We start from the raw sequence: 18,948 nt of genomic DNA, 5'->3' as shown, positions 1-18,948 counted from the left end.
GGAGAGTGCGTATCACCTATGAAAGCGAAGATCAAGGACATCGTCGCCAAACTGACTTTGGAAGAAAAAGCGGGCCTGTGCTCCGGCCTCGATTTTTGGCATACGAAAGGCGTGGAGCGGCTCCAGATTCCCTCCGTCATGATGACGGACGGCCCGCACGGCTTACGCAAGCAAAGCGCTTCCGCCGATCACCTCGGCCTCAATGACAGCGTGCCGGCCACTTGCTTCCCGTCCGCTGCCGGACTGGCCGCGTCGTGGAACCGCGACTTGATCCGCAGCGTCGGCGAAGCGCTGGGCAAGGAATGCCAGGCGGAAGGCGTGGCCATGCTGCTGGGACCGGGAGCCAATATCAAACGTTCGCCGCTGTGCGGGCGGAATTTCGAGTATTTTTCCGAGGACCCTTATCTGTCTTCCGAAATGGCCGCCCACCATATTCAGGGGGTGCAAAGCCAGGGCGTGGGCACCTCGCTGAAGCATTTTGCCGTCAACAACCAGGAGCATCGCAGAATGTCTACGGACGCGGTGGTTGATGAGCGGACTTTGCATGAAATTTATTTGCGGAGCTTTGAGGGGGCGGTTGTGCAGTCCCAGCCGTGGAGCGTCATGTGTTCCTACAACCGGGTGAACGGGGAATACGCCTCGGAAAACCATTATTTGTTAACGGAGATTTTACGCGAAAAATGGGGCTTTGAAGGTTTCGTCGTGTCCGATTGGGGAGCGGTCAACGAACGGGCCCGCGGGCTGGCCGCCGGGCTTGAGTTGGAGATGCCGTCCAGCGGCGGCGCGGGAGACGCCAAAATCGTCGCAGCCGTCCAAAACGGCAGCTTGTCCGAAGCGGTGTTGGACCAGGCGGTGGAACGGATTCTTTCCTTTATATTCAAAGCGGCGGAAAACCGCGAAGAGCAGGCGGGCTTCGACGCGGAGGAGCATCACCGGCTGGCCCGGATCGCCGCTCAGGAGAGCATGGTTCTGCTGAAAAATGAGGGGGGCATTCTGCCGCTCAGCAAAACGGGAACGATCGCCGTGATCGGCGAATTCGCCGAAAAGCCCCGTTACCAGGGGGGCGGAAGCTCGCACGTCAACCCGACGCGCCTGGACCTGGCCTTGGACGAACTGACCAAAGCGGCGGGCGGCAGCGCGAAAATCGTGTATGCCCAAGGCTTCGAGCTGGAGCGGGACGAGTGTGACGCCGAGCTGCTGCGCGATGCGGCCGACAAGGCGGCGAACGCCGACGCGGCGGTGCTGTTTATCGGCCTGCCGGACCGCTACGAATCGGAAGGCTACGACCGGACGCATCTGCGGCTGCCGGCCAACCAGATCGCCGTGCTGGAGGCGGTGGCCCAAGCGCAGCCGAATCTGGTCGTGGTGCTGAGCAACGGCTCGCCGGTGGAAATGCCGTGGATCGGCAAGGCCAAGGCCGTTCTGGAAGGCTATTTGGGCGGCCAAGCGGCGGGCGGCGCCGTGGCCGACATCCTGTTCGGCGATGCCAACCCGAGCGGCAAGCTGGCGGAAACTTTCCCCGTGCGGCTGGAGGACAATCCCTCCTACCTGTTTTTCCCCGGCGAGGGCGATCGCGTGGAATACCGGGAGGGCATTTTCGTCGGTTACCGCTACTACGACACTAAGCGGGTGGAGCCGCTGTTTCCGTTCGGCCACGGCCTCAGCTATACGACGTTCGAATACGGCGAGCTGAAGCTGGATAAAAGCCGGATACGGGACGATGAAAAAGTCTCGGTCAGCCTGCAAGTCACCAATACGGGGGACCGGGCGGGCAAAGAAATCGTTCAGCTTTACGTCCGGGACGTGGAAAGCAGCGTCATTCGGCCGGACAAAGAGCTGAAGAGCTTCCGCAAAGTCGAGCTGCAGCCGGGGGAAACGCAAACGGTCGTTTTCGAGCTGGATAAAAGCGCGTTCGCCTACTACAATACTGCGTTGAAGGATTGGCATGCCGAGTCCGGAGAATACCGGATTCTCATCGGCAAGTCGTCCCGGGACATCGTGCTTGAAGGGGCGGTCGAAGTGGTTTCTGCAACCGCTGTGCCTGTCGTATATACGGCTAATTCGCTGATCGGAGACCTGATGGAGCAGGCCGCTACCCGGGACATCGCCAAGGAGCTGATGGCGGCCACCGGGCTGCTTGCAGCAAGCGAAGACGAGCCGGATGATATGATGCTGGCGCTGATGAAATACATGCCGCTGCGCGGCACGGTTGCTTTCAGCCAGGGCAAGTTTACGCACGCGATGCTGTCCGAGTTGCTGGATCGGCTGAACGGAGGCGCAGGAGCCCAGGCCCAGGGACGGGCGGAATAACGGAATAAAATGAAAAATGGCGCTGTTTTTGCGGAAGCACCGGACTTTCCGTGAACAGCGCCGCTTTATTTCGCTTGATCGGATGGCGAGCAAAAGCATGCTTAACCATTTGGCTCTGCCCATTAATTGCAAATCGCGCAACTAACTTTATAATCATTTACCCAAGCATTCGTTTAATTGCATTTCGTACATTCATTTCCTCGTTATTAGCCTCATTCTTCGAAAGATGGCGGAGTAATTGCAGCTTTTACACTTATCCAAGCGCTGCGGCAGCATTTCCGGATAAGTAACTGCACATTCTACAACTACTCCATTCAATAATGAACCAAGAAAGCTCCAGAATCCCCTTTTCCCCATACAGGTAACAAATGTCCACCTATCCCAACTTTACGCTACCGTTTTGAAAGAGGTAATCTGCTATATTTTATGTGCGCTGCAAGCGGTAACATAATATTGACGAAAGAAGGAACTACGATGAGCGACGAGTTGCGGCAGGGGCCTGATTCCGGCAAAACGAGGCTGGAGGACGTGCTTGACGACAAAAAATTTTTGGGGCATCCAAGGGGAGTGGGGGCTCTGGCGGCGGGGAATTTTTTTAATTCCTTCGCCTGGGGAGCGCTGTATGCGATTTTAATTTATTACCTCTATTCTCCATATACGCAGGGCTTGGGATTTACCCAAGGCCAGGCCGCGTCCATGGTTACGGCGATGGGCGCGTGTAATTCCATCTTCATTATTTTGGGAAGCTGGCTGGCCGACCGGGTGCTGGGCATGCGCAAAGCCTTGATCATCGGGAACATCGTCAAAGGGACGGCTTTCGGGCTGCTCGCTATCCCGGCTTTTTCTCTTGCCCAAGGAAGAATCTTTGCCATCCTCGGCTTGTTTTTGATGTCGCTTCCCATTATGGGGGCGAGCAATGCCTCGCTGACCGGCCAATTGTACCGTAAAGCCGATAATGGCAGACGCGACGCCGCCTTTACGATTCACACCATAGCCAACAACATCGCCGGTTTGATCGCTCCGGTATTGGTCGGTCAAATCGGGATGAAAAACTATCACATCGGCTTTCTTATCGCCGCCGTGGCCGCATTTCTCTATGGCTCCGGATCGGTAGGGACCATTTACACCGTGTTAGGATTGGTGCTGGCGCCGGTTTTTGTCTGGCTTTGGACCAAGACGCGCGCAACCCATATTCGGACGACGTATAAATACGGCTTGGGCATCCTTTTTACAGCGCTTGGCTACGGCTTATTAACTATCCCGATAGTTCTGTTTAAGGACCAGGCGCCGTACAGCTTGCTGTGGATGGTATTCTACTACCTGTTCCTGACCTTTTCGGACAATTTGGTCGGGCCGATCGGTTTATCGTTTGTGGTTAAATTGTCGCCGGACGCCTACCATACTCAGATGCAGACCGCTTGGGGACAAGCGGGCACGATTGGGAACGGCATCGCTTTAGTTTTGTTCAACTTTTATCAAACGGCGGATCAGCAAGTGAATTTATTCCCGATCATGACCGCGCTGCTGCTGGTGACGGCTTTGTTTATCTTTGTGTTCTCCAAAAATATCGAGAAGGATATGGTCTAATGCCGGGCAGCCTCGCCCCATCCAGATCAACGATAAAGTTTTGCGGATCATGGGCTCCTTCCATAGCGGCATTCCAGTAAATTTCGATACGGCGAAAATCAATGAAGCGGGCATCGGCAATTTCCAATCCGGCATCCTTTACCATAGCAACCCCCATAAAAGTATTTTAGATTTCGCGGAACCGCTTACTTAAATGGTAGCATCGATCCCTCATAAATTCGGTAACGGCAGCAAATCATTTTTTGTTGTAGTGCTTGCAGTAAAAAGTTTTGCGATATTCCGTGGGGGTGACGTTCACATATTTTTTAAACAGGCGCATGAAATATTTCGCATCCTCATACCCGACTTCGGAGGCGATTTCAACGATGCTCAAGTCGGTTTCGGTCAGCAGTTCCTTCGCATGTTTCAGCCTGAATTTGATGATCTGTTCCGAAATTCCGATTCCCGTATTTTCCTTGTAAATCCTGGACAAATAGTTCTTGTTGTATTTGAAATGATCGGCGATTTGTTCAAGCGTGATGTCTTCAAAGGCATGGATGCGGATCCAGTCCTGAATCGGCTGCAGCCGGTTGCCGTTGGATGCTTTTTGGATCAGGTAACTTTTGATTTCCGCGGTCAATTCATATAAAAGGCAGGATAAATAGGCGTTGAGGTAGCTCCGCGGTTTCTTTTCCTGATATAAATCGAGCAGTTGGTTGAACATGACATGAAAGCGCCGGGAGTCGATTTTGTTGGTGTATATGGGCAAAATGATCATCTCGTCCGGGTCTTTTTCGTTGATTTTCCGGATGACTTCCGCTTCGGTTCTAGGGCTTAAATGGTTCCCCGAAAAATGCAGCCAGTGAAATTTCAGGCGGCCTTCGCATACTTTAAGTCCGCGGTGAAACGTGTGCGGGGGGATGAGCAAAATTTCGCCCGATTCAATGGCGTAGGGAACCCGGTTGCTCTCGATGTGCAGGGTCGAGTCGATGGGGCAGATGATTTCATAACTGTCGATGACCCTTTCTTGGTGAATCCACGGTTGATTGGTAATAAAGGTGCCCGCGGACAAAAAGGCAGCCTGTTCCGAATACTCATCATCAACAAGGTACATGATGCCAACTCCTTCAATTTCGAACTCGGATATATAGTAAATATAATCCACCTATTCTTTTTTTCAACTACTTACTTCAAAACGGTTTTCTTGTAACATGAGAAGTGTGAAAGCGATTAAAAGTCTAGTTTAGGGGGAAAGCCGATGTCAAGTAAACGGAGTGATCTGGAAATCGTTCACGAGGATATGGAGGCCTTGCACCTGGGCAATTTGAAGACGGTGGAGTTCGATATTCATTTGCCGACCAAAGGGAAAAACGGCTCCCAAATTACTTGGGTGTCGAAAGACGACCGCTGGATTAACGGTTCCGGGAAAGTGCACCAGCCCGAGTACGGGAAGGGGGATAGGGTCGTACCGCTTACCGCCACCTTTCAGTTTGGAGAGGCGAGTCTGCAAAAAGTTTATGAAGTGACGATCTTGGAGGAGAAAAATAAAATCCAGGTCGATAAGATCTTTCCGATCGTGATCATGCAGGAGGCTAACCAGGAATTTTACTTGCCTTCCGCCGTGTCTATTCAAACCGTAAGCGGGGATGTTCTTGCTCATTCCGTCACATGGCACGGGGGTGAACAGCGCGTATTTTCGGAAAACGGGGAGTACAAAGCCGGCGGTCGCCTGACGGATACGATTTATGAGGTGGAAGCGGCTATTCTCATAGAAAGCAGCATTGCAAAATTGAGCCAAAAGAAACCTCAACTGCACCCCATTCCAGTCAAGAAGGTGCGTCTTCAAGGCCCTTCCTTGCCCAAAACCGCGCAGGATCGGAGACTGCAATTTCTGCTCACGGTCAATGACGACCAGATGCTTTACAATTTCCGCAAAGCCGCCGGCCTGGATACGTTAAACGCTCCGCCCATGATCGGGTGGGACGCGGATGACAGCTTGCTGAAAGGGCACACCACCGGGCATTATCTTTCCGCCTTGGCGTTATGCTATGCGGCGACCGGCCATGAACGGATTCATCAAAAACTGGCTTACATGATCAAAGAGTTGAATAAAGTGCAGTTGGCCTTTGAGGCGGACGATCGCTATCATTACGGATTTCTCAGCGCTTATTCCGAGGAGCAGTTTGATTTGCTGGAAAAATATACGCGGTACCCGGAAATCTGGGCTCCTTATTATACCCTGCATAAAATTTTGGCCGGTTTGCTGGACAGTTATCATCTCGCGGGCATTGAACCGGCGCTAACCATGGCCGATAAAGTGGGAGACTGGATCTACAACCGGTTGAGCGTTCTGCCGCATGAACAATTGAAAAAAATGTGGGGCATGTATATCGCCGGCGAGTTTGGCGGCATCAACGAATCGCTGGCCGAATTGTTTACATACACCCATAAAGAGAAGCACATTGCCGCCGCCAAGCTGTTTGACAATGACCGCTTGTTTTTTCCGATGCAGCAACAGGTGGACGCTTTGGGCGCGCTGCATGCCAACCAGCATATCCCGCAAGTCGTCGGGGCTTTCAAAATTTTCGAAGCTACGGGAGAACAAAAATACTATGATATCGCCAAGTTTTTCTGGGAATCGGTGGTGAATGCGCATATTTACTCCATCGGCGGAACCGGTGAAGGGGAAATGTTTAAGCAGCCGCACAAAATCGGCGCTCATCTGACCGAACATACGGCGGAAACCTGCGCTTCTTACAATATGCTGAAACTGACCAAGCAGTTATTCGGGGTTGAGAAGGATGCCAAGTACATGGATTATTACGAGCGAACGATGCTGAGCCATATCCTTGCTTCGACAGACCATGAGTGTCTGGGCGCCAGCACCTACTTTATGCCGACCAGCCCTGGCGGACAAAAAGGGTTTGACGAGGAGAACTCCTGCTGCCACGGGACGGGATTGGAAAACCACTTCAAATACGCCGAGGCGATTTATTTTGAGGATGCCGATTCCTTATACGTCAATCTGTTCGTGTCGTCAGCATTAAATGATGAGGAGAAGGGACTGCAGGTCGTACAATCCGTGCCCGAGGTGTTTGACGGTGGAATCAAACTTCACATTGAAGGTTTGGCGCGAGCGAATTTGAAAGTCCGCAAGCCTTACTGGCATGACGGAGAGGTTAGGGTCTTTGTGAACCGGGCGGAAGTGAAAGCGGCGGAAGAGGGCGGTTATCTGGTGCTCTCGCAAAAATGGAGTGGGGGGGATCAAGTAATCGTCAAGTTTGAGCCGCGGCTGCGTTTGGAATATACGCCGGATCAAGCGGACATTGCCTCTTTGGCCTTTGGCCCCTATATTTTGGCCGCCGTCTCGGACCGGAAAGAATACTTTGAACTGCCGATAAGCGGGGAGAATCTTGCTGAAAAGTTTGAGCGAGTGGCCGGCTCCAATCGTTTTATCTACCAGGATCAGCAGCTTGAATTTGCACCGTTGGCCGAGTTGAACCATGAGCGTTTCCATTTATATATCAAGACTATCTAATTGGAGGCGGGAGGACTCCTCGTTGCCCCTTACCGAAAAAGCCGACTTACGGAGAAGAGGGTGGCCACCGAAATGGAGTATTTTATGACGCTGAACGGATCGGAGAAAGCCTCTTTTGAAACCATTGTTTCCTCGGGGATATGTAGATCAACACTTGCTGTCCGGAGACTTTGCACGATTATCCAGTTTAATCAGGTAGCAGTGAAACAAACAAGCACGGGGGAAGGAAAAATTTGGTAGGAAGCAGATAGGTTCGAGGTAATTTAGACGGGCTTAGGAGAAGAAATCAGGTTTAGGGGAGGTAAAACAGACCGACAAGAGATCAAGACAAGAGATCAAGACAAGAGATCAAGACAAGAGATCAAGACAAGAGATCAAGACAAGAGATCAAGACAGGAGATCAAGGACTCATTAAGTTGATCTGCATCAAACTCCCCCTACCGTTCCAGCGTCCCGATCATCAGGCCGCAGCCGCAAGGGGCTGATTCGGTTGGCGCGCGATTAGCCGGCGGTAAGGGATCGCCGGAATCGCCACACACATCTGCAGCAACTTCTGCCGCATCGTTTCTTCCGCTCCGGGCAGTCCTCCGGACAGGTGCAGCCGGCGGCGTCCGGTGTACTCGTTCAGGTACGCCTGCAGATGTTTCAGTCCCAAGGCTCCATACGTACTCTTCAGCGATTCCCACGCCTCTCTCACCACTCTCCGCAAGGGCGCATATAGCCGAAAGGCCTGAGGGAACAATTGTACCGCCGATGTATGGACATCCACATGCCCATTGATGAACGCGGTTAGATCGTGACGGTCTGCCCTTTTTTCGCCTCCCCGCTTATCCGGCACCAGGCGGATTTTGACCTGTTCCGGCTCGCCCGACTCCGTGACCGCGCATCCCGCTACGACCGCCGAGGCGTACGGATGCGAAAGCTGACACCGGGACGGATTACGCCCGTACTGATCGCTGTTCACCTTCACGTCTCCGGAAAGCAGCTCCCGGGCATCAAACTCCCCCACGGCATGGCGTATTTTGTGCAGCATCGACCAGGCGGTCTTGTAGGCGACCCGGATCACCTGGCGCAGCCGCAGCGCCGAGATGCCGCCCTCAAGCAGGAACATATCCAGCGCCTTGAACCATTTGAGCAGGGGGAGATGCGTTCCTTCAAAAATCGTGCCGACCAAAGGCGATGTTTGATGCTTGCACTTTCCGCACTCGAACAAGGGGATATGCCGGGAGGTCAGACGGCTGCACCGGGTGTGAGCGCAGCGCGGGCAGACGAAGCCGTTTGGCCACTTCATCGCGATCAGCGCTTCCATGCAGTCCTGCTCGCTGTTAAAACGGCTGCTGAATGATTGAAGTTCCGTTCCCGCATTGATCTCCATGTTTACTCGCCCCCAAATTAACAATATACGAACTTTAGTTCCATTTATTTCATTATACCAAACATACGTTCTCTAATCAAGCTGAAAATCTCACCTGAACAGCCTCATTTTTTCCTCGTCTTTTTTGTTTTTTCTCTCTTTTTTGGAACCCTCGTTCTAGCCCCCCTGCTCCCTGCTCCTGAACAATGGGGATAATCGTGCAAAGGCAGGCAGCAGGCAGGAACAACAAGACACGACCCCTTTAAACAGCCCCCTTACTTGGTGCCGATTTGTGACACTGCTCGAAACGGATACGGTGCAGAAGGTAGATACACTGACCTCACCGGCACGTTTTACAAGGGATTTCTTATGCTCACGATGGGGCTGGTCGAAAGTTGAGTAAAAAAACATAAACCCCGGCCGAAACCCTAAGTCTTGCCAGGCTTTCGACCAGGTTCTCTCGGGTCGGTCTCCGGGGATCCCTACGCGTGATGAATCCTCGGCATCGGCAGCGGCTCCTTGCCCAACTCGGCCCAAACGTATTTGAGCAGAAGCTCCGATTTCAGCTGTTCATAGCCCGGTTCGTCCCACAAATTGCGCAGTTCCCCGGGGTCCTTCTCCAGATCGAAAATCTCTCCGTAGGACTGATTGTAGTACACGGTGATTTTGTAACGGGCGTCGACATACGTTTTTTGATGAATCGTCGTCGGTTCGTGCCGGAATTCGCAGATCGCGTGATCCCGCGCCTGTTCACTTACGCCAAGCCACACGTCCTTTTGGTCGACGCCGGTCATGGTCGGCGGGATCGGCAGTCCGCAAAAGGACAGGAAGGTCGGCGCCAGGTCGACCAACGATTGAATCGCGTCCGAGCGTTTCCCGGCGGGAACGCGGCCCGGGTACCTGACGATAAATGGAAGTTTGATCAGATCCTCGTAATGAAATCCTCCCTTGGCCTGCAGGCCGTGCTGGCCGAAAAAGTGGCCGTGATCCGTCGTAAACACGACGAGGGTGTCGTCCGCCAGCCCCAGTTCATCCAGCTTATCAAGAATTTTTCCGATATATTTGTCCATCAAACTGATCATGCCGTAGTATACGGCGACCAGCTTCTTTCTGTCGTAGTCGGTCAGCCGTTTCTTGGCCCCGTATTCGTAATAATGATGGGACCGGTAGCCATGGATGCCGAAACCCGTCTCCATCAGATGGGAGAAGTCCGGTTCTTCCTCCTGCGTCAGGCGGAAATGCGGCGGATTCCGGTCATGTTCTCCCGGCGTAAGCGCCGGTATCGTTAACTGCTCCGGGTCATACATCGTATCCCAGGGCTCCGGCGCCAAGTATTCGGGATGCGGGTCAAAAAAGCTGGCCCAAAGGAAAAAAGGCTTTCCTGATGTTTTGTGCTCCTCCAGACGGGCATTCGTCCGCTCGGCAATCCACGTGTTGTAATGGTATTTTTCAGGAATCGGCCACTTATACGTCTGCGCGGGATCCATCGTCCCGGTCGGCGGCAGAAAATAATCCCGCCAATCGGCACAGCCCTGCTCTTCGAGCCAGATGGCGTAATGCTGCCCCACATGGGCTTCATTCGTATGGTTTCGCGCCAACTCGACGTGATTGAAACCGTAAAACGGACCGTGGAAATTTCGCCAATAATCCAGGTTCTGCAAGATCGGGTAAGCTTCCTGCGATTCGTATTCCGGCGTCGATTTCAATGGCTGGAAATGCGCTTTGCCGATCAGCGAGGTTTTATAACCGGCTCGTGTGAAATCATCCCCGACGGTATGGCGGTCTTCGAGCAGCTTTGTCCCTAAGGTCCAGGCGCCATGCTGGCTCGGATACATGCCGGTGATGATCGATGAGCGGCTTGGCGTACAGGTCGGATTCGGACAATAGGCCCGGCTGAACGTCGTGCCCTGCTGCGCCAGGCGATCCAAATTCGGCGTGGAGATTTCGGGCTGAAACGCGCCGATCGTGTTCCAATGCTGCTGATCGCTCGTAATTAGTAAAATGTTAGGTTTGCTGGACAAAATCGATCCCCTCCCCTTATGATATTAGTGAAAATTAAGCGTTTTAGAAATAGCGTTCTGTTAGCTTGGAGTTGTCATTTTGTTGTCTGCTTAAATTGGAAAGATGAATCGCCGACCTTTCAAAATAGCGGCATTTAGAGTATTTATTTTGCCCTTATTTTATCGCTGGAGGGGAAATACGAAATGCGGGAATACGACCACGAGTTAGCCGAGTTTATTTACTATACGCCGGGGTATCTGGATAAGGAAGCGCAGCTATGGCCGGTGCGGGCCGGCCGCAGCATTGCTAAGCCCCATTACCGTGTGGGGCCCAAGCGGATCGAATGCTACAGCCTGCATTTTGTGCTGGAGGGGAAGGTGTGCCTCGAATACGCCGACAAACGGGTGGAGCTGCAAAAGGATGATTTGTTTTGCCTGTTTCCCGGGCGGACTTACCATTATTACGCGCTGCCTGAGCCGCCGCCGCGGATGAACTGGCTGGCGCTGGACGGCAGCAGGGTGGGGCCGCTGCTCGGGCTCGCCGGGATTACACCGGAAAGGCCGTTCGGCCGGCGGCTGATTTCTTCCCGCGCCCGCGAAACGCTGGACCGCACGATCGCGGCGCTGGCCGGCGTGGAACGGTGGAATCCGGCCGTATCGCTGCAACTGCAGGGACGGATTTGCCGGTTGCTCGCCGAGCTTATCCCGGACACCGCGCCCGCGAGTGCCGCCGAGCCTTCCGCCTGGATTCGCGAGTGCATGGAGTTTATGGATCTGCACGCCACGGAAGGGATTACCGTGCAGCAGGTCGCCGCGTTTGCGGGCGTGCACCGCTCCTATTTTTCCAATGTGTTTACGGCCCAGATCGGGCTGCCTCCGCAGAAATACCTGCAAAATATCCGCATGGAGAAGGCCAAGCGGCTGCTCGCGGAAACGAACGCAAGCGTAACGGAAATCGCTTTGTCGCTGGGGTACCCGAACCTGTACACCTTCACCAGAGCCTTCAAAGGCTATTACAAGATTCCCCCGCTCGCGATGCGCGCGGCAAAAAACGGGTAGCCGCGGGGGTTCATTTTGGCAAGCGTTTACATCTTTCATCTTCACCCGAACGAAAAGGAGTGCCCGATATGACGCTCATAACGCTGCGCAAGTGGATATCCTCGCCGAAGTTAAGCATCCAGGCAAAAATATTTATCGCCTTCGGGTTGCTTTCGCTGTTTTCCATCGTCTCCGTAACCGGCATCGTGTACGTGAACATGCGCGAGACGATCAAAGCTAACGCCATCACCTCAGTGTCGGACAGCATCCGCCAGGCTGATGAATCCCTCAACGTGATGTTAAAGGAAATCGACCGTTTGAACACGGTGGCCGCGACCAACAAAAACACGGTCATCGACACGGTACTTAGCCCAAGCGAGGAAATCAGCTACGAATGGTTTCAGGAGCAGAAGCGGATCACCGAGTTTTTGTCGGGACTGATCGACTATAAGCCGTATATCTCGCGGATCGCCGTGATCGGCCTGAACGGGAAGGTGTTCTTCGCGGGCGGTCCCTGGATCGACCGGACGTTCCTGGAAACGAAGACGATGGATTATATGCTGCAAAACGGGGAACGCCATGCCTATTTTAAGCAGGGCGGCCCAACGGACGCCATCTCCGTCGGCCGTGTCCTCCGTTATAACCGGGAAACGATCGGCGTGGTGATGGTCGATTTGAATTATGATTTTATCCGCAACACGTACGGCGTGAAACCGACCGCGGACAGCATCCTGTATGTGCTCGATGAGCAAAATGAGCTCGTCTACCGCTCGGACTCGGCGCCGTTATCCCTATCTCCGCAAATGGAAAAGACGATTTACGCCCGTCCGGCTTCGGCGGGCCCGTCCGAGCTGGCGGCGGAACAAAACATCGACGGCAAATCCTATATCGTCGTCACCCGCCGCTCCGACTTTACGGGCTGGACCACGCGGGCGCTGATCCCGCTCGATTCGCTGCTAAGCGAGTCCGTCCGGGTCCGCAATCTGATGGTCGAGGTGTCGGTCGTCGTGTTTATCGCCGTTCTGATCGGGACGCTGCAGATGTCCTCCCGGACCACCCTTCACATCCGCCGCTTGAAAACGATGATGACGCGGGTCAAAGACGGAAATCTGGATTTCCCGAAAACGGAGATCGGCACCAAAGACGAAATCGGCGAATTGTACCGGGTTTTTATCAGCATGGTGGACGAGTTGAAACGGCTGATGGAAGGGATTCGCGTCAGCGAGCAGGCGAAGCGGGAGGCGGAGCTGACCGCGCTGCAGGCGCAGATCCGCCCGCATTTTCTGTACAATGCGCTGAACACGATCAAATATTTGGCCAAGCTGAACGGGGCGCCCAATATTGAGGAGGTGTCCGGAGCGTTGATCGAGCTGATGCGGGGCGTGCTCGGCAACTCAAACGAATTTCTCACCGTACGGGAGGAGCTGGATTATGTTTCCTGCTACGTATCGATCGTGAAATACAGGTTTATGAACCCGATCCCGGTTCATATGCAGATCGAGGATGACGCTTTGCTGGAATGCCGGGTTCTTAAGCTGATGCTGCAGCCGATCGTGGAGAACGCGCTGATGCATGGCCTCGGCGCAGCGGCTTCCGGGGGCTTCGTGCTGATTCGCGTCTACGGGGAGGAAGGCGATCTGAAAATCGAGGTTATGGACAACGGTAGAGGCATGACCCGGGAACAAATCGATGCTTTGCTCGGGAAAAAAGGGGAAATCCCGTCGCGATTCAGCGGCATGGGCGTTCGCAACGTGCATGAACGGATCGCAAGGATGTACGGCGAGCCTTACGGTGTCAAACTGTACAGCGAAGAGGGGTTGTACACGAAGGTGGAGATCCGGTTTCCCCGGATATGGAGTTCGGAAACTAGAGCGGAAGAGGTGGGATGATCCATGTTCCAAGTGCTTTTGGTCGATGACGAGCCATTGGTCCATCAACATGTAGGGTCGCTGCCGGGTTGGATAGGTAACGGCTTCGAGCTGTGCGGAGAAGTTTACGATGCGGAAACGGCGCTGCGGATGATCGAACGAACCCGGCCTCATGTCGCCATCATCGACGTGAACATGCCGGGCATGAACGGGGTGGAGCTCCAGCGCGCGATCGGGGAGCGGTTTCCTTCCGTCAAAACGATCATGCTCAGCAGCTATGACGATTACGATTATGTGCGCGAATGCCTGAAAAACGGAGCGGCCGATTATTTGCTCAAGCACCGGCTTGACGGCGGGACGCTGATGGCCGCGTTGCGCAAGGCGGTCGAGGATTTGGAGCTGCGGGAGCGGCCGGCCGAGAGTCGGGGCGGGGATCTGGAGATGGCGGCAAGCGCCGGTACGCGGCTGATTCGCGAGCATATCGCTGACTGCGTGCGGGGAAAACCGGGCGCAGCCCGGGAGCTGGAAGCCTATGCCCGGCAAAGCGGCCTGCTTGCGGGCGCGGTGTGCTATACGGCGGCGGCGGTGCAAATCGTCTCCTTCCGGCTGCTGACGGAATCGCACAGCGACGTGGAGACGAACCGGCTGATGCAGCAGGCTGTTGACGTCATGCAGCAAAGTTTGGGCGATCTCCCGGGAGCCATGGCGGCTTATGTCGGGAACGGGCGCTTGGCTGTCGTTCTGGCGTTCCGGGAGCGCAGTGAGCAAGCGGCCGCAAGCGAGGCCGCCAGGCTAATGAGCAAGCTGCGCCACTCGCTCGAGCTGTTCCTGAATCTGAAATGCATCTATTCCGTCGGCCATTTCGGCGGCAGCTTGGCGCAGCTCGAAGCCAGCTACCGCTCGGCCGAACGGGCTCTCGACGCATCCCCGGCCGGAGCGAAAACGGGAACCGGCAGCAAACGCGTCGCCTTGACCATCGAGGAGCAGAAGCAGCTATTGCTTACCATAGAAAATCTGGACAAGGAAGGCGCGCTGCGGTTAATCGCGTCCGTGTTCGCCAGCGTACGCCGGCAGCCGGTCCATGCCCTGCCGGTGCAAATGATCGTCAGCGAGCTGCTTTCGATCGGGAACAAGGCGCGGAAGAAATGGCTGCCGGCGGACGAAGCAGACGAAGCCGCCACGGACGAAGCCGCCGCGGGCGGGTGGCCTTCGCGCGCAGCTTTGGGGAAGATCGGCACCGTGGACGAACTGGAGCAGTGGATCTCGTCTTATTATGAAGCCCTGCTGGAACGGCTGAAGCGGCAGCGTGCGGCCGGCCCGTATTCGCAGCATGTGTCGCAGGCGATCATGCTGATTCTGGAACGGTACCAGGGCTATGTTACCTTGGAGCTGGCGGCCGGGGCGATCGGACTGAACCCTTCGTATTTGAGCCGGATCTTTAAAGAAGAAACGGGGGCGACGTTCTCCGAGTATGTCAACCGTGTGCGCATCGACGCAAGCCGCAAGCTGCTGGAAAGCGGCCGCTGTTCGGTCAAGCAAATCAGCAGCCAGGTGGGTTTTACGACGTACAATTATTTTTTTAAAGTATTTAAGGAACTGACCGGGATGACGCCGCAAGATTATATGAACCGGCCCGTAAAAATAGTGGAGTAAATAGTCATATTTTTATAATATGCGGTCTTCAAAGGCTGGACTATAATGAACGCACATCATAGGAAACGCTTACATCATGGGTTCGGCGATAAGAAAAGGAGGTCGTAAACAATGCGCAAACACTGGAAAAGATCGGCGTTAAGCATGATGATCATCGCCGGTTTGGTGCTGGGCGGGTGCAGCTCCGGCGCCGGCAAAAGCAACGAGCCCGCCCCGCAGGCGGCGGCGTCAAATGAGGTGAGCAAGGACGGTTTTCCGATCGTGCGGGAACCGATTCAGTTGACGATGTTCACCCGGATTGCCCCGGTTAACGGGCCGTTTAAAGATATGCCGGTGTTTCAGGACTACGAGAAAATGAGCCATGTGCAGGTAAAATTCATCGAAGCGCCGACGGATGGTTTTCAGGAGAAGAAAAACCTGCTGTTCGCGTCCAACGAGCTTCCCGACGCTTTGTACCGGTCCGGTCTGACGCCGCTCGAAGCGGTCCGCTACGGAGCGGGCGGCCAGTTGATCCCGCTGGAAAATTTGCTTGCCGAATACGCCCCCAATTTAACGAAGCTGATGGAGCAGTACCCGGAAATCCGCGCCGCGATCACGACGCCGGAAGGGCATGTTTACGCGGTACCGGGCATCGTGACGCTGGCCGCGGCGCGTACGGACAAGAAATGGATCAACAAAGCGTGGTTAGAGAAGCTGAACCTGAAGGTACCGGAGACGACGGACGAGCTGTACGACGTGCTGGCGGCCTTCCGTGACCAGGATCCGAACGGCAACGGGCAAAAGGACGAAATTCCGCTGACCGCCCGCGTCGGCCTGCATATCGTCACGATGATGAGCGGGTCGTTTGGCCTGGACCAGCAGCTTGGCTACAACATTAACATCGTCGACGGCAAGGTGAAAATTTGGATGGGCAGCGACCGCAACAAAGAGATGCTGATGTACCTGAACAAGCTTTATCAAGAGAAGCTGCTCGACCCGGAAGTGTTCTCGCATACGGAAGCGCAGTATTTGGCCAAACAGGGCTCGGGCAAAACGGGGGTGTTCTTCGATCAGACGAACAACAACTTCCTGCCGATCGCGGATCAATATGAAGGGATCGCACCTCCCGCAGGGCCGCACGGGGACCGGCTGCAAGCCCAGGCCTTGCCGGTGCCGCGGGATTTCGGAGCTTTTGCGATCACTTCGGTCAATAAATACCCGGAAGCGACCATGCGCTGGATCGATTATTTCTTTAGCGACGAAGGAGCTACGCTGCTGCGGTTCGGCCGGGAAGGCGAGCATTATGAATTGAAGGACGGCATTCCCTACTATAAGCCGGAATACTCGACTTCGGAGACCCAGCCGAAAATCACCCCCTACGCCGGAGGCGGAGCGCCCCATCTGATCAGCGAAAAGGTCGCTTCCTACATCAATCCTCCGCAGGTGCAGGAGGCGCAGCAGCAGCTTGATCCGTATATGCCGCAGGTTCGCTACGCGACCCCGATGTTTGACGAGCAGACGGCGCAGGAGGTCAATATCCTGCGGACCGACATCGACAAATATTACGAAGAGCAAAGCACCAAGTTTATCGCCGGGGCGCTGAGCTTTGACAAATGGGATGAATTCCAGTCCACGCTGAAGAAGATGAAGCTGGACGAGCTGGAGAAGCTGTATCAGGAAGCTTACGACAAGATGCAGCATTGATGAGGAACTTGTGCGGATAAGGAGTGGATTTCCATGAAAAACACGGAGGCCCCGCCAGCCGCCGCAGTGCCCCGGAACCATTCGAAACGGGGCCCCCGGCTGGCCCGGGAGATCGCCAAAAGGTACGACCTGTACCTCATGCTGCTTTTGCCGCTAGCCTGGTATTTGCTGTTCCACTATGGGCCGCTCTACGGGCTGCAGATCGCCTTCAAAAATTTCAATCCGGCGAAAGGAATCGCCGGCAGCGAATGGGTTGGCTTCGATCACTTTACGCGCTTTTTCGATTCGTATTATTTCGGGCGGCTGCTGTGGAATACGCTGTCGATCAATCTGTTTTCCTTGGTTGTCGCCTTTCCGATTCCGATTCTGCTGGCCTTGCTGATCGGCGAGATCCGCAGCAAAACGTACAGCAAACTGCTGCAGAACATCACCTATATCCCGCACTTCATTTCGGTGGTCGTCATCGTGGGCATCTTGACGGTGCTGCTGTCGCCCGCCGGTCCGGTCAACCAGCTGATCCAGGCGTCCGGCGGCGAACCGGTCCGGTTTATGGAATCCGCCGGCTGGTTCAAGACCGTTTTTATCGGCTCAAATATCTGGCAGAACATGGGCTGGCAATCGATCATCTATATTGCGGCGCTCAGCGGGATCAATCCGCAGCTGTACGAAGCGGCCAAAATGGACGGGGCTTCCCGGCTGCGGCGCATCCGGCACGTATCATTGCCGGGGATCGTGCCGGTCATCGTCATTTTGCTGATTCTCGACGTAGGGCAGTTTATGAACATCGGGTTTGAGAAAATACTGCTGATGCAAAACAATCTGAACCTCGAAGCGAGCGACGTGATCTCCACGTTCGTGTACAAGACCGGGATTCTGCAGGGGGAATACAGCTACACGGCGGCGATCGGGCTGTTCAATTCGGTGATCAATCTGACGCTGCTGCTTCTGGTGAACCGTTTTGCCCGCAAAACGTCGGAGACGAGTTTATGGTAAAGGAGGCGGGGCAGATGTCCAAACGAGCCGCGGCGCCCAAGGCGCAGGCCGGCCCGGCTGACGAACGGTGGTTTGATTGGCTTGTGTACCTGATCGCGGCGGTCATTATCGTCATCGTGTTGTATCCGCTGCTGTTTGTGGTTAGCGCTTCGTTCAGCGATCCGGCCAAGGTGCTGGGCGGGGAAGTGTGGCTGCTGCCGAAGGGCGTTACGGTTGACGCTTACGCCAATATTTTGGATAACGACAAAATCTGGAGAGGTTATGCCAATTCGATTCTTTATACGGCGGTCGGCACGGCCGTCAACATCGTTATGACGCTGCTGGCGGCGTACCCGTTGTCGCGGCCGGATCTGCCCCTGCGTAAAGGGCTGATGCTGATCGTGACGCTGACGATGTTTTTAAGCGGCGGGCTGATTCCGATTTACTTGCTGGTCAAAGACCTGGGGATGGTCGATACGATGTGGGCCTTGATCGTGCCGGGGGCGGTTTCGACGTACAATCTGATCGTCATGCGGACGTATTTTCAGTCCAGCATTCCCTGGGAGCTCCAGGAGGCGGCCCATATGGACGGCTGCTCCAACTGGCGGCTGCTCGCCAGCATCATTTTGCCGTTGTCGAAGCCGATCCTGGCGGTCATGGTGCTGTTTTACGCGGTTGGACACTGGAATTCGTTTTTTAACGCGCTCATATATATCCGCAGCGAAGAATTGTATCCGCTGCAACTGGTGCTGCGCGAAATTTTGCTGATCAGCCAATCGGACGCGGTGGACGGACTTGTGGGGATGGAGGACAAGGTTTTGCTGGCGGAGAGCATCAAATATGCGGTCATTATCGTCTCCAGCCTGCCGGTGCTCATCATGTATCCGTTTGTGCAGCGGCATTTCGTCAAAGGCGTGATGATTGGGTCGATTAAAGGTTAAGCGGCTCCGAAGCTCATACTTTCTA

The 18,948-nt window shown here is 54.7% G+C and carries 12 protein-coding genes; 9 read left to right on the top strand and 3 right to left on the bottom strand.

The annotated features are described in order from the left end of the window. The first annotated feature begins 18 nt into the window (after positions 1-18). A complete protein-coding gene (locus tag NYE74_RS23160; protein ID WP_155621539.1) occupies positions 19-2,310 on the top strand; it encodes a glycoside hydrolase family 3 C-terminal domain-containing protein in 2,292 nt (763 codons plus the stop codon). A gap of 474 nt (positions 2,311-2,784) precedes the next feature. After that, on the top strand, positions 2,785-3,897 hold the full coding sequence (locus NYE74_RS23155; protein ID WP_036623947.1) for a POT-type proton-dependent oligopeptide transporter: 1,113 nt from the start codon (positions 2,785-2,787) through the stop codon (positions 3,895-3,897). Positions 3,898-4,132: 235 nt separating this feature from the next. On the opposite strand, the gene NYE74_RS23150 is transcribed toward NYE74_RS23155, so the two are convergent. Next, complete coding sequence (locus NYE74_RS23150; RefSeq protein WP_036623946.1) at positions 4,133-4,990, bottom strand: helix-turn-helix domain-containing protein; 858 nt, start codon at positions 4,988-4,990, stop codon at positions 4,133-4,135. 144 nt (positions 4,991-5,134) lie between these two features. Between NYE74_RS23150 and NYE74_RS23145 the strand changes: the two genes are divergently transcribed. Further along, positions 5,135-7,414, top strand: coding sequence for a beta-L-arabinofuranosidase domain-containing protein (locus NYE74_RS23145; protein WP_036623945.1), 2,280 nt, complete (start codon positions 5,135-5,137; stop codon positions 7,412-7,414). A gap of 460 nt (positions 7,415-7,874) precedes the next feature. Here the strand turns inward: NYE74_RS23145 and NYE74_RS23140 are convergent, their stop codons facing one another. Continuing rightward, on the bottom strand, positions 7,875-8,789 hold the full coding sequence (locus tag NYE74_RS23140; protein ID WP_115311165.1) for a transposase: 915 nt from the start codon (positions 8,787-8,789) through the stop codon (positions 7,875-7,877). A gap of 461 nt (positions 8,790-9,250) precedes the next feature. Beyond that, positions 9,251-10,789 carry a sulfatase family protein gene (locus NYE74_RS23135; protein WP_036623943.1) on the bottom strand — a complete coding sequence of 513 codons (1,539 nt, stop codon included), beginning with the start codon at positions 10,787-10,789 and terminating at the stop codon, positions 9,251-9,253. A gap of 183 nt (positions 10,790-10,972) precedes the next feature. Between NYE74_RS23135 and NYE74_RS23130 the strand changes: the two genes are divergently transcribed. The 6 genes from NYE74_RS23130 (at position 10,973) to NYE74_RS23105 (ending at position 18,923) form a co-directional block, all read left to right on the top strand. Continuing rightward, positions 10,973-11,827, top strand: a complete 855-nt coding sequence (locus NYE74_RS23130; RefSeq protein WP_036623942.1) for an AraC family transcriptional regulator — start codon at positions 10,973-10,975, stop codon at positions 11,825-11,827. A 68-nt stretch (positions 11,828-11,895) separates the two neighbouring features. Further along, positions 11,896-13,695, top strand: coding sequence for a cache domain-containing sensor histidine kinase (locus NYE74_RS23125; RefSeq protein WP_036623941.1), 1,800 nt, complete (start codon positions 11,896-11,898; stop codon positions 13,693-13,695). A 3-nt stretch (positions 13,696-13,698) separates the two neighbouring features. After that, positions 13,699-15,327, top strand: coding sequence for a response regulator transcription factor (locus NYE74_RS23120; RefSeq protein WP_036623940.1), 1,629 nt, complete (start codon positions 13,699-13,701; stop codon positions 15,325-15,327). Positions 15,328-15,438: 111 nt separating this feature from the next. After that, positions 15,439-17,010 carry an extracellular solute-binding protein gene (locus NYE74_RS23115; protein WP_316561080.1) on the top strand — a complete coding sequence of 524 codons (1,572 nt, stop codon included), beginning with the start codon at positions 15,439-15,441 and terminating at the stop codon, positions 17,008-17,010. 33 nt (positions 17,011-17,043) lie between these two features. Beyond that, entirely contained in the window at positions 17,044-18,003 is a 960-nt protein-coding gene (locus NYE74_RS23110; RefSeq protein ID WP_036623938.1) for an ABC transporter permease, read from the top strand. A gap of 14 nt (positions 18,004-18,017) precedes the next feature. Beyond that, entirely contained in the window at positions 18,018-18,923 is a 906-nt protein-coding gene (locus tag NYE74_RS23105; RefSeq protein WP_036623937.1) for a carbohydrate ABC transporter permease, read from the top strand. Positions 18,924-18,948: the final 25 nt, after the last annotated feature.

The organism is Paenibacillus sp. FSL P4-0127 (assembly GCF_038007325.1).
Lineage (GTDB): Bacteria > Bacillota > Bacilli > Paenibacillales > Paenibacillaceae > Fontibacillus > Fontibacillus macerans.
This window is presented reverse-complemented; position numbering and strand designations above follow the sequence as displayed.

What these genes read in the sequence shown, in the direction of transcription:
- NYE74_RS23155 (WP_036623947.1), top strand. Translation starts at nt 2,785, where the DNA reads ATGAGCGACGAGTTGCGGCAGGGGCCTGATTCCGGCAAAACGAGGCTG.
- NYE74_RS23110 (WP_036623938.1), top strand. Translation starts at nt 17,044, where the DNA reads ATGAAAAACACGGAGGCCCCGCCAGCCGCCGCAGTGCCCCGGAACCAT.
- NYE74_RS23130 (WP_036623942.1), top strand. Translation starts at nt 10,973, where the DNA reads ATGCGGGAATACGACCACGAGTTAGCCGAGTTTATTTACTATACGCCG.
- NYE74_RS23145 (WP_036623945.1), top strand. Translation starts at nt 5,135, where the DNA reads ATGTCAAGTAAACGGAGTGATCTGGAAATCGTTCACGAGGATATGGAG.
- NYE74_RS23120 (WP_036623940.1), top strand. Translation starts at nt 13,699, where the DNA reads ATGTTCCAAGTGCTTTTGGTCGATGACGAGCCATTGGTCCATCAACAT.
- NYE74_RS23160 (WP_155621539.1), top strand. Translation starts at nt 19, where the DNA reads ATGAAAGCGAAGATCAAGGACATCGTCGCCAAACTGACTTTGGAAGAA.
- NYE74_RS23150 (WP_036623946.1), bottom strand. Translation starts at nt 4,990, where the DNA reads ATGTACCTTGTTGATGATGAGTATTCGGAACAGGCTGCCTTTTTGTCC.
- NYE74_RS23105 (WP_036623937.1), top strand. Translation starts at nt 18,018, where the DNA reads ATGTCCAAACGAGCCGCGGCGCCCAAGGCGCAGGCCGGCCCGGCTGAC.
- NYE74_RS23115 (WP_316561080.1), top strand. Translation starts at nt 15,439, where the DNA reads ATGCGCAAACACTGGAAAAGATCGGCGTTAAGCATGATGATCATCGCC.
- NYE74_RS23140 (WP_115311165.1), bottom strand. Translation starts at nt 8,789, where the DNA reads ATGGAGATCAATGCGGGAACGGAACTTCAATCATTCAGCAGCCGTTTT.
- NYE74_RS23125 (WP_036623941.1), top strand. Translation starts at nt 11,896, where the DNA reads ATGACGCTCATAACGCTGCGCAAGTGGATATCCTCGCCGAAGTTAAGC.